This window comes from Nostoc sp. UHCC 0252 (genome assembly GCF_034931145.1).
Classification (GTDB): Bacteria; Cyanobacteriota; Cyanobacteriia; order Cyanobacteriales; family Nostocaceae; genus Nostoc.
Window position 1 is genome coordinate 109,074 of the sequence record NZ_JAYGHE010000005.1, and the last position, 14,655, is coordinate 123,728.

Annotated in this window: 10 protein-coding genes; 6 read left to right on the forward strand and 4 right to left on the reverse strand. The window is 40.7% G+C overall.

Annotation, left to right across the window (positions count from 1 at the left end):
* Window positions 1–313 precede the first annotated feature (313 nt).
* The 6 genes from VB732_RS04985 (at window position 314) to VB732_RS05010 (ending at window position 8,631) form a co-directional block, all read left to right on the forward strand.
* Complete coding sequence (locus tag VB732_RS04985; protein ID WP_323229734.1) at window positions 314–1,498, forward strand: hypothetical protein; 1,185 nt, start codon at window positions 314–316, stop codon at window positions 1,496–1,498.
* A 562-nt stretch (window positions 1,499–2,060) separates the two neighbouring features.
* Complete coding sequence (locus tag VB732_RS04990; protein WP_323229735.1) at window positions 2,061–4,286, forward strand: hypothetical protein; 2,226 nt, start codon at window positions 2,061–2,063, stop codon at window positions 4,284–4,286.
* A 318-nt stretch (window positions 4,287–4,604) separates the two neighbouring features.
* Window positions 4,605–4,826 (forward strand): photosystem II assembly protein Psb35, encoded by a 222-nt coding sequence (gene psb35, locus VB732_RS04995; protein WP_323229736.1) that lies wholly within the window; start codon window positions 4,605–4,607, stop codon window positions 4,824–4,826.
* A gap of 163 nt (window positions 4,827–4,989) precedes the next feature.
* On the forward strand, window positions 4,990–5,496 hold the full coding sequence (locus VB732_RS05000; RefSeq protein ID WP_323229738.1) for a pentapeptide repeat-containing protein: 507 nt from the start codon (window positions 4,990–4,992) through the stop codon (window positions 5,494–5,496).
* Window positions 5,497–6,086: 590 nt separating this feature from the next.
* On the forward strand, window positions 6,087–7,337 hold the full coding sequence (gene rocD / locus VB732_RS05005; RefSeq protein WP_323229739.1) for an ornithine--oxo-acid transaminase: 1,251 nt from the start codon (window positions 6,087–6,089) through the stop codon (window positions 7,335–7,337).
* Between the two features lie 250 nt (window positions 7,338–7,587).
* A complete protein-coding gene (locus tag VB732_RS05010) occupies window positions 7,588–8,631 on the forward strand; it encodes a 1,9-bis(guanidino)-5-aza-nonane synthase (protein ID WP_323229740.1) in 1,044 nt (347 codons plus the stop codon).
* 10 nt (window positions 8,632–8,641) lie between these two features.
* Here VB732_RS05010 and VB732_RS05015 read toward each other — a convergent pair whose 3' ends face one another.
* The 4 genes from VB732_RS05015 to VB732_RS05030 form a co-directional block, all read right to left on the reverse strand.
* Window positions 8,642–9,442, reverse strand: coding sequence for an ABC transporter ATP-binding protein (locus tag VB732_RS05015; protein WP_323229742.1), 801 nt, complete (start codon window positions 9,440–9,442; stop codon window positions 8,642–8,644).
* On the reverse strand, window positions 9,439–10,500 hold the full coding sequence (locus VB732_RS05020) for an iron ABC transporter permease (RefSeq protein WP_323229744.1): 1,062 nt from the start codon (window positions 10,498–10,500) through the stop codon (window positions 9,439–9,441). Before VB732_RS05020 ends, VB732_RS05015 begins: the two co-directional genes overlap by 4 nt.
* A 257-nt stretch (window positions 10,501–10,757) precedes the next feature.
* Window positions 10,758–11,786 carry an ABC transporter substrate-binding protein gene (locus VB732_RS05025; protein WP_323229746.1) on the reverse strand — a complete coding sequence of 343 codons (1,029 nt, stop codon included), beginning with the start codon at window positions 11,784–11,786 and terminating at the stop codon, window positions 10,758–10,760.
* Between the two features lie 162 nt (window positions 11,787–11,948).
* The gene (locus VB732_RS05030; protein ID WP_181927321.1) at window positions 11,949–14,477 is read right to left on the reverse strand and encodes a TonB-dependent siderophore receptor; all 2,529 of its coding nucleotides are present in this window, start codon (window positions 14,475–14,477) and stop codon (window positions 11,949–11,951) included.
* Between the last annotated feature and the right edge of the window lie 178 nt (window positions 14,478–14,655).

Here is a 14,655-nt window from a genome sequence, read left to right on the forward strand (position 1 = left end):
CCCAATTTGACAAATCTATCTTTAGATAGATGCTTTTTTTTTAATGTCAGTAATTTAAATATCTCTTCAGTCGTATTGGTTTTCAATGGGTTGGGAATAATAGTTTACTGCGCGAGAAAATTCTCTTCGAGAGTTTTTCTGGTAGTTAATCCTTTGCTATTTACAAGATTTAATTATTTTTTAAAATTGTCACTTTTTCCAAAGTATGAAAGTGCTATAAGTCTTGCTGGTTAAGATTTTTCTGCTTTCTGCTTAGGTTTTTCACTTCTTGAACTTATCTTTTGAGTGACAATTTGTGACCCGGAGTATAAATATGTCTCTTGTGCAGAATCCGGTAATTGTATATATTTCTCCTGCGGAGTTGGTTGTTCATCCGAAGCTGATAGAAATATATGGTGAGAATGAAGATCGTCCAGCTTTAGAAAAAAGTATCTCTGAAAAAGGGATTCTTGAATCTTTAAAAGTATCTGCACGTACTGGTGTCAATATAGTCTTGGCAGGTAAGTGTCGCTTGCAAATAGCTCGCCAGTTAGGGATTTCCACTGTGAAAGTTGAATTTGTTGAGTCTGGTTCGCCTGAAGAAGATTTGAAACTAGTGCTTGACTTTAATCTCCACCGGGAAGGTGGGAAGACTCATTACCAGAAATTTCACGAGGGGCAGTACTGGGAGAGCGTACTTCGTCCCCAGGCGAAAGAAAGACAAAGAGAGAGCGCTCGTCGTTTGAATGAATCGAAGTGTTCAAATTTGAATCATTCGATAAATGAGAATAAATCTCAATTAAAGAAGGGTAAACCCGTGATTCGGGAGGTTTCAGAAAACCTAAATATAAGTGTTGGTAGTTATCACAAGGGCAAGAAAGTTTTTGAATTAATTTCTCAATTACGAGAAATGGAAAAATTTAAGGCAGTTGTTGCACTGGAGATGGAATTTAACCGAAGTATTGATGCAGCATACAAGTTTGTTTGCAATCAAGATATTTGTAACCAGGTAATAGACCTTCTGGAGGCTACGGAGATAGGTAGTATAGGCGATGGTATTGCTTGGATGCTGAATGGCGAGCGCAATCCGTTTCGACGTTTCCAGCTTGACCAAGTATATCAATTCAAAAAGAGACTGCGGCCCGAGTTGGAAATTGTGGGACGGGTTATTGCTATAACTAATGAGTTTGTTGTGTTTGGATTGAGGAATTTAGGGAATATGAGCCTAGAAATTGTGAATCTACGCCCGCGACAAATTGATGCAGAATTGCAGGATGAACCATCTGCATCACAGAGGAAGAGAATATTTCAATTAATGCAAAAGTTTAGTGATGTTTTTCCAGTTCAGGTGTCTTTGGCGGAGTTGTTAAAACTCCCAAATTTAACTGATAAAGAGGAGGTTTTATTGCGGATGTATGAGTCTGACGTATTTGAAAAAACTTGGGAAGATTATAAGACCCAAATGAAAGCAATGGAAGTTTCTACAAATAGAAAAAAGGATAAGATTTGTGCTGCATAGGTAGCTGTAAGCAGTTAATCTAGCAGAGAATTTATCCCGCAATTCAACATTACTTACTAGATTAGCATCTCAATACTAATTGCAATACGAGTTCACTATTGTGGGTGCTGAACTCGTATCAAGATATTTGACTGTTTTTTGTTTTTAAACTCGGTGGTGGAGTATGAGTAATTTCATCTTCACCAGTTGTACTAATAAGAGCCAATGTGGGGTGACACTTGTGGGTGTTACTAGCTTTGCATTGTTATCCCAAAACTAAGAATGTCGATTTAATGACAACTTCGCTAGAACTGCCTCATTTAAATAATTACCAAAAAAAAGTTGGGTAGTCGCATTGTTGTTGGTGAAGCGTGTTGGACTAAATCTTAGCCTAAGCCTACGTATGTCTAAGCCTAAACAAGTATAAACCTTTGTTTGCTTTCAACCATGAGACGATTACCAGTCGCCTCCAACAAGCGGATAACCAACCGCTTAATTCAAAATAAAATTTCAAATTTAGGCTAACACATTTTGACCAACAGCGAGGCTACCTGATGCACAAAAATCATCAGGACAGTCACTCATGTTCCAAGAAAATTTCTCTTCAGATGTCGAGAACAAGCCCCAATTAAGCCTTTCACAGCCTTCAAAAAAGAAAATCAAACCCCACCTGCCCGCAGAATCCGTGGGTAAACGCTACGTAGAGCGCTTTTGGCATCCATTTGGGGCGATAATTGCCCCTTCTTTAATAGAAGGTGCAAAACCAGCATGGCGCACCATCGATTATTACCTCCAACCCTCCCAACTGTGGAACCTGCACCAAGACAAGTCGAAACTAGTAGGTCTGCGCTTTAACGACACAACACGTTACGCCACAATCGATTTAGACTTCTTTGGCGACTACCATAACATTGAATCTATAAATCGCATCAAAGCAGCGCTAGAGGACATCGGCATAGTCGATATCATCATCCTCCAGTCCAGCTTTAGTGGCGGCTATCACCTGATCCTAAGCTTCGCATCCCCCCTACCCACCTTTCCCCTAGCCTGCGCCCTAGAGATTACCTTAAGAAACGCAGGCTTTATCCTCCGCCAAGGACACCTAGAAATCTTCCCCAACACCAAACCATATAGTGCCAAACAAATAACCAACTACAAAGCCATCCGTTGCCCCATGCAACCGGGTAGCGGTTCATTTTTACTGAATGATGACCTACAACCAATTAGTGACTCAGTTTCTATCTTCCTCGACTATTGCGATCGCGCGGCAAGTCGGCAAGATTTAACCAAACTAAAACGGGTAGCGAACAAAGCCAAAAAACAAATTTCACGGGAGAGATATCGCAAGCAAGAATCTGCTGACGTTGTACAGTGGCGTGCCAACTGGGAAGAAATCATCACCACAGGCTGGACAGGAAAAGGACAAACAAACACCCTCCTACAAATCTTCGTAGGCTACGGAATCGTCTTTTTAGACTTAGAGAGTGATAAATTAGTCGAATTTTGCCTTACTACCGCAATTAACGCCCCCGGCTACAGCCAATATTGCCGACACCAGCACGAAATCGAAGCGAGAGTGCGGCATTGGGTAGAATCCACAATTCGCAACAAATGGTACAGCGCCTACATTAGTTATCCCGAACGGCTATTGGGTACATTCGCCAACACATTTGCAGAAGCCATAGCAGGCATTAGCAGCATTGATAAACCCAAAGACAACGTAATCCCATTTGACCGTCGTAAGCAACAGAACTGGGAACGCAGCCAACAAGCTCAAAAACGCATCCAGATAGTAGTAAGGGCAATAGAGTGGGATAGAGGCTTACCAGTAGGGGCTACTGAACGGGGTAAAGTGATACGTGCTGAATACAAGCGCCGCTTTCACAAAACTATCTCACAAGAGACATTACAAAAGCACTTGCATTTGTGGCATCCCACGCGCTACATCTTAGACCCGTGGGTAGAAAATAGCTCAAACCCTTATCAATCAAGCAATGACGGGCAATTTAATAGCTTTCAAAACTCATTTGCAAAACAGAGTGTTGAAAATCCTTATCAAAAGCAAAATGACGGTCATTTTTACTATATGAAGGTTTTTTGTAAATCCTTACCTCCTGCTGCCGATGCCCTTACAGGGCAGCAGGCAGTAGCAAGTTTTGAAGAAGTTGCTGTGTCTGAAGGGGAATTGTTTGTACCTCTGGTACAAGATGAATTTGAGGAAACTAATTTTAATTCTGAAGAATTGAATTTATTACAGTCAGAAGATTTGTCTTCAACTTCATCTGTCAATAATTCTGATAATTCATCAGTTTATTCAAATATTATACAACTGGATCAAAACGTTAATGAAAGTAATTCAGATAAGGATTTTAAATACCCCTCTAACCCCGGCGCGGCTGAAAATTACAATAACAAAAACTTATTAATCAATTCTGTCAGTATTTCACCTACTGCATCTACACCTGCAATTGTGCTGCCTGAAGCGTCACAAAAAGCCGAAGTTAGCGATCAAAGTACATCTTCAGGCGACTCAGCAGCAACTCTCGCTTTGTCAGAACTGAAGAATCTGACTAAGTTGCGACTCCAAGCAGCATCCCACGCCAAGCGTGTAGCTAGAGAGTACTGCTTAATTGCACGATGTTTAATTGGGGGCAAAGAACGCGAAAGACTGGAGCAGAGTGCCAAAATGCAATTTTATCTCGATTCAGGTAACAAAACTCTAATTGCAGAAGCTAACGAGTGGGCAGCTACTAATCCTGGGTGTTTACCGTTTTCGTTGGAGTTAGCGTTTCAAGAAAGTGAGACGTGATGGCTGGATTTTTCTGGTTGTTTATTTTTTTGCTGGCATAGGCGCTGAAATAATCTTTCACCTTTTCATCCCCCACCCCAGCATTGAGAGTTTGGAAATTCAATGCTAATCTGTATTTGATAGTTTGGATAGTAATGTAAAAGGATAATTTTTTCTAGCTAGTTAAGAATATTTAAAAAAATATTACTCATGATTTTTTACTCAAATATTTTGAATTAAGAAAGAAATTCCTTTTTAGTCATTACTAGTTAATACTAATCAGCATTTCTTAATTTGATATCGCTAGAGTGGGTGTATTTACAGGAGATGAAATCTTAAATGTTAGTCCTGATCGAGATAGCAACTAATCCTACATATACAAAATATATCCAAATCTCTTTGCTGGTAATAATACTTGGGGGCTTTCTACTAGCTACAATTGTTGGTTCAATTGGCTGGTATATCTCTAAGCGCCCTGCTGGTTGGGAAAATGCAGAGACTCCAAACTGGATTGTACAACTTACTAAAAATCTTAATAAACAGAAGTCATCGGATAATTAGAACTGAGATAGTTAGATGAAAATTTATTTGTGAAATTAAGTAAATTAGCCATAAGTAAAAATCTTACAAAACCGTCATCATAATTTATCTAAAATTGTTTAATTTCCGATGTCTTTGTTAGCATTCTGCTACCTAAAGAAAGTTAACAAAGGAGAATATAAGCATGGAAGCAGAAGAAGTATTGCAGAGGTATGCAGCAGGACAACGTAATTTCTGTGGGGTAAACCTTCAAGGAATATACATGAGAGGGGTGAATTTGAGAGGAGTAAACCTTAGTTGGGCTGACTTAAGTAGGGCTTCTTTGATGGATGTTAATCTGAATGAAGCTGATCTGCGTGGAACTTGCTTAAAAGAATCTTTTCTGATATTAGCAAATCTAACTCAGGCAGATTTGAGTTATGCTAACTTCACATCAGCTTATCTGACTTTAGCTAATTTGAGTAAGACCAATCTAAATCAGACTAATTTGACTAAAGCTAACCTCACAAAAGCCAATTTGACCGGAGCAAGATATCTAATTTCAACCAACCTTCATCAGGTTATTATGACTGATGCGATTATGCCAGATGGAAAAGTACACAGCAAAATGAGTTTGTGGAAAAAAACAGGTATTTGTCTAAAAAGTTGGACAAAGAATGGATTTTATAATTGCTCTCATGTCAAACAGTGATATACTAAGTTATGCCTTTAACTTCTGTAGGCTATCTATCAGAAGTAAGGTAGAAACAAGAGCATAAATCCGGCACTTTGGTACAACTGTGAATGAGACAAAAGTCTCTAAGTTAGAATACCCAGCGCCTGTTTATCAACTTTTATTTTTTATCTGTGAATTGCGGATATAAATAAAAGTATTATTAAAAAGATTGTAGTTTACACCCTTGGTTGTTATGCCAGCAAAATTTTACATTCAGACAGAGTGGGCAACTGGTTTTCTTCACTAAAAGTAGGCAGAAGTCCTACACAAGTTGCGTATCTGGAAGAAAAGGAAATGGCTGGTCAATAATTACCCGCTATTTAGATATTTATAAAAAATCCATCAGTATCAAAGTTGCGTATATCTTTGACATGCAGACCGAATAAAAGTGAGTTGCAGTATTGCTCTCATTGTAAATAGCGCCCTGAAATTGGGAACTATAAAACGAAGAACTGATCGGGATTTTTTCAAATTATGCTCATACCTGTTGAATGTCTCATTCAATTGGTAATCTTTCAGATATTTTCTAGTCTTATTTCAACCCCTCAAAGCTATCAGGAGTAAATATGCAAGCAACAAACGTAACTCTGGGAATTCCCAACCTCAACACTATGAATACCCAGGATTATATTGAAATAGAACAACAATATGGTGCTGATAATTACCATCCTTTAGATGTAGTCATTACTAAAGGGCAAGGAGTGTGGATATGGGATATAGAAGGTAAAAAATACCTAGATTTTCTTTCAGCTTACTCAGCATTAAATCAAGGTCATTGTCATCCCAAAATCCTTGCAGCCATGATTGAGCAAGCCGAGAAAGTTACACTAACTTCCAGGGCTTTTCGCAATGACCAATTGGGAAGATTTTATGAGAAGCTTTCTGAGATTTCTGGTTTACCAAAAGTGCTACCCATGAATTCGGGAGCCGAAGCTGTGGAAACGGCTATCAAAGCCATTCGTAAATGGGCTTATAAAATAAAAGGTGTACCAGAAAATCAAGCAGAAATTATTGTTTGTAGTAATAATTTTTCTGGACGCACTATTAGTTTAATCAGTTTCTCTACAGAAGAACAATATCAAGATGGATTTGGCCCTTTGACGACTGGGTTTAAAGTTATCCCTTTTGGTGATGCTGAGGCTTTAGAAAAAGCGATTACTCCTAACACTGCTGCATTTTTGGTAGAACCAATTCAGGGTGAGGGAGGTATTATCGTTCCTCCCAACGGGTTTTTAAAGCAAGCAGAACAAATCTGTCGCCATCATAATGTATTACTGGTTTTTGATGAAATTCAAACTGGGTTGGGAAGAACAGGTAAAATGTTTGCTCATCAATATGAGAATGTTAAGCCAGATGGCATAACTGTAGGAAAAGCTTTATCTGGTGGATTTTATCCAATTTCTGCGTTTATTTCTACTGACGAAGTGATGAGTGTATTTCAACCAGGAGATCATGGTAGTACCTTTGGCGGAAATCCCTTAGCTGCTGCTATTGGAATTGCAGCACTGGATGTTCTTATAGAAGAAAATTTGCCAGAAAAAGCTGCTCAACTAGGAGAGTATTTCATCACGAAATTACAATCAATTGAGAGTTCATATATCAAGGAAGTGCGTGGCAAAGGGTTATTAATTGGGATGGAATTGCACCCCGAAGCTGGTGGTGCTAGACGTTTTTGTAAAGCCTTAGCTAAAGAGGGATTATTAGCTAAAGAAACTAGAGATAATGTCATTCGTTTTGCTCCACCCTTAGTTATTTCCCAAGATGAAATAGATTGGGCATTGGAGAAAATTGAGCGAGTTTTGACAACCACTTGTTAGTTTAGCGTAAATTGAGTATGATGGGTGAATTGTAGTGTTTAAAAAGTCATTAGTAGCAAAATTGAACAGTCCTTTCATCCAACTCATGAGTATCTGGAAATTGCACGTCAAGTTAAATAAAAGACGGCAATCTGATCCTGGTTTGTCCTGGTACGACCACTGCGAAGCGCCTAGTACGTTGGCGAGACTTGCCTTCTAGTCGCTATGCAGACCGTATAACTTTTATTTTCAATAAAAAGGACAATCTACCATGAATCGGGAAGAACTTTTGCAACAGACTGTGCAACCAATTGACATCAAAGCTTTCGATGTTGTTGGCTTAGTGGAAGCTATGGGTAAAACAGCTTTCCAAGGTCGAAATTTGGGGCGGGCAGCAAAAATTTATGACGCAATGCTGCAAGATAAAGAATGTACGATTATTCTGTGTTTAGCTGGGTCTTTGTTTAGTGCTGGACTTAAGGGAATAGTCCACGATTTAATTACTCACAATATGGTAGATGCGATCGTGTCTACTGGCGCTAACATTGTTGACCAAGATTTCTTTGAAGCGTTGGGTTATCGTCATTATGTTGGCGACCCCTTTGCTGATGATGAGATACTGCGTCAGCAACGAATAGACCGCATATATGACACCTATATTGATGAAGATCAACTGCGGGTGTGTGACATGACGATCGCAGAAATCGCCGAGAATTTAGAGAAGCGTCCCTATTCTTCACGGGAATTTATTGAGCAGATGGCGGTTTATTTAGAACGCCGGGGTAATTATGGTCAATCTGTAGTGCAAGCTGCTTATCAACACCAAGTACCAATTTTTGTCCCTGCTTTTAGTGACTGTTCGGCTGGCTTTGGTTTAGTGCATCACCAATGGAATTCTCCAGAATCTCATTTAAGCATTGACTCGGTGCGAGACTTCCGGGAGTTGACGCAGTGTAAACTAGCATCCAACTACACCGGATTGGTGATGATTGGTGGTGGTGTACCGAAAAACTTCGCCCAGGATACGGTGGTAGCTGCGGAAATGCTGGGATTTGATACGAGTATGCACAAGTATACAATTCAAGTCACTGTCGCCGATGAGCGAGATGGGGCTTTATCTGGTTCTACTCTCAAAGAGGCTCATTCTTGGGGGAAGGTAGATAAAGCTACTGAACAGATGGTGTTTTCTGAGGCGACTGTGGCATTCCCGTTAATCGCGGGGTATGCATATCATAAGGGGAACTGGCGCGATCGCCAACCACATCATTTAGCTGAGTTATTCACTAAACCTCAACCCAAGGTAGTGACTGTATAGCAAGCAATATTTAAGGAGCAAGGGAATTCCTCTTGCTCCCTATTTTTGCATCTAAGAAGAAACTGATGTGTAACTTACCATTACTTGGGTCAGTTTCTACTGTTGAACCCACACCGAACACCTCACGGATTAAATCAGGTTGTAGTACATCTTGAGGCGTTCCTACTGCTCTTATTGTTCCATTATTGACAACATAAATGCGATCGCAATAACTAGCAGCCAAATTCAAATCGTGCAACGCTGCAATAGTAGTCACACCCAACCCCTTTACCAGTTCCAAAAGTTCCAACTGATAGCGAATATCAAGGTGATTAGTCGGCTCATCGAGAATCAAAAACCGTGCTTGTTGGGCTATGGCGCGTGCAATTAATACACGCTGTTTTTCTCCACCAGAAAGGGAAATAAAACTACGTTCTGCAAAGTCATTCATTCCCACCTGCACCAAAGCATCGAAGACTATGGAGTGGTCTTTTTCTGTCTCGCGGTCAAATAACCCTAGATGGACGTTACGCCCCATCAACACCATCTCTGCAACAGTAAAGTCAAATTCAGTAGATGCTTCCTGCAAAACAACTGCGGTAGCTTGTGCCATTTCACGGGCACTCAAATGCCAGATATTCTGACCATTGAGGATTATCACCCCACTATCTGGCTTCAGGACACGATACATACATCTGAGCAAAGTTGACTTACCACTACCATTAGGGCCAATCAGCCCGACAAACTCACCTGACGACACTTGCAGATTGATGTCATGTAAAATCTGCTTTCCCTCAGTACTCCAGGATAGGTGTTTCACCTCTAATTTCATTTCCCACCCCCTTTACCTTGTATCAAACAAATGAAAAAAGGAGCGCCGAAAAGTGCCGTAATAATCCCAATGGGCAGTTCCTCTGGGGCGACAATGGTACGTGCTAGAACATCTGCCCAAATTAAGAAAATTCCGCCCAGCAGCAGACTCACAGGTAACACCCGGCGATGATCTGAGCCGACGAGGAAACGGACGCTGTGAGGAATCATTAGTCCAACAAAGCCAATGACACCACTGACAGCAACTATTACACCTGTCAACAGTGAAGTTACTAGGAATAACTGCTTACGGAAGCGATCAGTGTCAGTTCCCAGAGTCCGCGCTGTTTCTTCACCGATGAGGAGTGCATTTAGCGATCGCGTCTGGAGTAACAAATACCCGATTCCCAAGAACAAAGCCAGCACCGGCAGGATTAAGTCTGTCCACGTTGTTCCCGAAAGTCCTCCCAATAACCAAAACAATACTCGTCGTGTGGCTTCACCACTTCCAGCCTTGATAGCCAAGAAACTCGTTACTGCCTCAAACAGAGACGATACTGCTACACCAATTAAAATTAAGCGGGTGGAGGAGAGGTGTCCTTGTCGTCGTGCTAAAAAGAAAACAACAAAAAATGCTAACAGCGCACCAAGGAAAGCCCCAAAAGACAGGGCATACACACCAAAAAAGGAAAAAATACCAAATAGGATAACTAAAACAGCACCCACCGATGCGCCAGAGGAAATACCGAGAATAAAGGGGTCAGCTAAGGGATTTCGCACCAGTGCTTGCATGATGACACCAACCACTGATAGTCCAGCACCCACAAAAAAAGCCAATAGCACACGCGGAAAGCGGATCAGCCAGACAATTTGAACTTGTGCTTGCGTCCAGTCTCCTGTAATGTTTGGAAACACTTGGGATAAAGCTATCTGCCATACTCTCAAAGGAGGAATAGGCACTGGCCCAATCATCACCGCCAACGTCAGAGAAACCAACAATATGACAATCATTGCTACCATTAGCAGCTTGTAGCGTTGCTGCTTGTTTTTTCTCAATTGCTTTGGTAATAGATTAGTCATTGGTTATTTGTCATTGGTCATTGGTCATTGGTCATTGGTCATTGGTCATTGGTCATTGGTCATTGGTTATTTGTCATTGGTCATTGGTCAAGATTTATACCATTTCTTTGTGAGGCTGCGCCAAACTCTTTTAACTTCTTTCTTTGTGTCCAACTCTTACGAGACGCTATGCGAATGCGGTTCGTTTTTCTTTCTTGTACTTAAATATGGTTTAGCGCATCTTCATACAGAATTGGTATTAGAAATTCTTCCCCTGCTCACTTAAACCTCTCTGGATATAAAGCCTCTGCTAACTGCCTCACCCCTGCGACATTCCTAATTCCTGGCATCGTGTAACTAAAACCGATGACAATAAATTTATCTTGTTGCACTGCTTTTAACTGAGAGTAAGCAGGGTTTGATTTAAGTAATCGACGCTTCTCTTCGGCAGATGACCAGTTAGCATCAATGAGAACAATCACATCTGGTTGACGTGCAATCACGTCTTCCCAATTAACTGTTACCCATGCTTTTTTTTCTTGGATATCTTTGAATATATTTTCTCCACCGGCTAATTCAATAATATGATTGGGTATTCCCCAGTTAGAAGCAGTTAGAGGAGGATCTTCAGAATCATACCAGAAAATGCGCTTTTTGGTTGTCACTTTCCCTAGCTTTTGTTGGGTTGCTTGGAGTTGCGATCGCAGTTGCACAATTAACTTTTCTGCTCGTTGTTCTACTGCAAAAATCTGCCCGATTTCTCGGATCTCTTGATATAAATTCTCCATCGTCACGCGCTCAGGTCTAAGTTCTGGGCGATCGCATTCAATGGGCAACAAATAAGAAGAAATACCTAGTTTTAGCAACTCTGACTGTGACCCAAGTGCTTCTTTAGCAAAAGCGCTTTCCTCAGTGGAGAAGACAAAATCCGGCTCAACTCCCAAAAAAACTTCCCGTGACGGGTACTTTGGCGCTAAAACGCGAATTTGGGAATATGCTTGTTGGTACTCTGGCAAAATCGGATTATCCAGGTAGGCTGTACCAACCATCTGCTTTTCTAAGCCCAGCGCTAACATGACCTCCGTCGCCGATTGCATCATGGTGACAGCACGTTGTGGTGGTTGTTTGTAAGTAATTGTCAAATCACAGTTCTTAAGTGTAAATGGGGTATATGGTGTTCCATTAGAGGTAATATAAGTTGGGGCAGTGACATTTCCTGCACACCCTGAAACCATTCCCAGCATCAGCACTGCTAAGACTGCAACAAAGGGTTTAAATATCCAGATCCGGCGATGTAATTTACTCACACACAACCCTCTTCAAATCCTCTTAAGACAACAAAATCGTAACGAATTAACTTTAGAAACCTCTGCGCTCCTTTGCGCTACGCCAGTTGCTTCAAGTCGGGCATTGCCCGCCCAACGCACTGGCTTAACTTTGCGTTCCTCTGCGTTAAAAATTTTTACCTATTAAAACTCAACTGACACTGTTCCCAACACTGTAAACGGTGGTGCAGGGTCAATACTATACCCATCAACCTCATAATATTTAACATTTGAAATATTCTTGAAGTTGACTGCAAATCGATAATTTTGCCGTCGATAAAAGATAGAAGCATCCGCTCGTAAATAACTTGGAAGTTGAAACGTATTCGGTAAATCCACCTCCTGCTCCCCAACAAAATACAATCCAGCACCAAATCCTAATCCCTGCAAACTACCACTTTGCAGCTCATAAGTTGTCCACAATCCAGCGCTATGTTCTGGGACACCAAATAATCTGTCTCCTACAGGAATCACATTATCTTTTGTCACTTCGCCATCAATGTAAGCATAGTTGAAAATCACTTTCCAACTTGGTGATATTTCACCTGCAATATCTAATTCAATACCTCGACTGCGTTGTTCTCCCGTTTGGATACTAAATAAATCGTCTACTGGATCTGGTGTCAATACATTCTGCTTGGTAATTTGAAAGAATGCCAAAGTTGCAGAAAGTTTATTGTCAAGAAAATTCTGTTTCACCCCTACCTCAAATTGCTGGGTAGTTTGCGGTTCAAATTCTTCAGTTGTCCGACTTCTGGCTTGAAATTGGGGAGAAAAACCATTAGACCAATTGAAGTAAAGCGAAGTAGCATCGCTTGGTTGATATATAACTCCAACTCGCGGCGAAAATCGAGTATTTGATTGTTTATCGAGAATATCGCCACTCACACGGCCTTGACGACTGTAATCATTAAAGTCCAAGCGACCACCTAATAAAACTTTGAAATTAGGTGTAAGTTCAATTAAGTTCTGCGCGAATAAACCAACATTCTCGGAGACAATTTTTCGACCAAAGGGAGAACCATCTTCTACAGGAGTAGGAGTTCCACCATATTGCGGGTTAAAAATATTTATTGATAGTTCAAGGTCTGGGGCAAAAATGTAGTTAAATAAATTTCGAGCTAAATCTACTCCAAATAGCACATTATGGCGAATAGAACCAGTAGAAAACTTGCCAGAAATTTCGTTTTGGAGAGTGATATTTTCGTGTTCCTCATCCGAAGCGTAAAAAGAACGGTCTAATGTCTGACGATCTTCTCGCAAAGAACCAGGAGATACCTGTCTTGCGTCATTCAAATTAGCACTGAGGACATTAAATCCTTGGCGAAATTTCCAGTTGTCGTCAAATTCGTGTTCTAATCTATAGGTTAATGAGTTAAATGTCACTTCCCCATTAGCAAAATTGGGTTCTCCTAAAAATCGATTGCGCCCAAGTTGGAGAACTTCTGGCTCAATAGGAAAACCATTATCAAAAACAAAGTTATATTTCTGGTGTTCGTATTCAAAGGTGAGTTTAGTGCGATCGCCTACTTTGATCTCTACCACAGGGGAGATAAAAAAGCTGTCATACTCAACAAAATCACGAAAACTGTCAGAACTTTCATAGGCGACGTTCAAACGATACAGCACTGATTTATCATCTGTCAGTGGGCCGCTAATATCTAAAGTCGGACGCAAAAAGTTATAACTTCCATAAGTTACACTCGCGTTGTAATAAGGCTCTACAAGCGGCTTTTTGGTAGTTGTATTAATAACACCACTTCCACCTGCATACTGTGTTGGGCTACCACCATAAAGTACCGCCGCCGGCCCTTTGAGAATTTCCAACCTCTCGATATTAGCCACATCTCGCGGACTGAAGTAACCATAATCGGGAAAGCCATTGCGTAAAGTTTCAAAATTGGTGAGAAACCCACGCACCCGAAATCCTAATGACGACAATCCCCCGTATCCCCGTTCTGGTTGTACACCACTAACGTTATCCGCCAATTCCGAAAGACGCACAACATTTCGATCTTCAATCACCTGACGGGGAATGACTTGAATTGATTGGGGAATATCCCTGAGTTGTGCATCTGTCCTTGTTGCAGTGCTAGCATCGGGTACTGAATATGTATCGCTCTCCCCCGTCACTGTCAGTTCAATCGGTTCATTTGGTGGTGTTTCGCTAGTAGGTGATGTGACTGGTATGACGACAAAAATTAACCCTTCATCGCTGTCATCTAACTCAACTTTTGGTATAGCGGTTTCACCTGTTACTGTTACCCGGATACTATTTGCATCTTGATTGGTGACGACTAATTCTGTAATTCCTGCAAATGGTTTTTCTTGACGAAATGAATTACCAGCAGGTAAACTTAGTTGCGCGTTAGGAATATCGACAATAAAGTTATTTTCCTCAGTTTTAGTGGTAACTTGCAACTTATCAGATGCAGGAGTTTCTAATATTATTTCTAAATTGCTAGGAGTTTTGTTGAGACGTATTCCTGTCACTTGAATGACTGGATTTTGTTGCTGTGCGAATAAGTCTTTAACGCTTGTGTGAGGAAGCTGTATTTCACTTAATTGAGGAATGTCTTTAATCGCTATTTCTTCTGCGTATACAGGGAAATTAGTAAAAATTGATATGGTAGAAGTTAGCCACAGATAAGCAAATAAACTATGTTGTTTCACCCTCGATCCTCACACCGTTGACGGTAAATTACACCACAAAGTAGATACTGTGACAATAAGTCAAAGTACTACCTATGTCAAAAGACATAGTGTCAAACTACGCTAAAGCAATCTTCAATCATGCGAGAGAAACAAGATACCCGACTTATTTGAAAAGTCGAGGATCTGAACACCACGT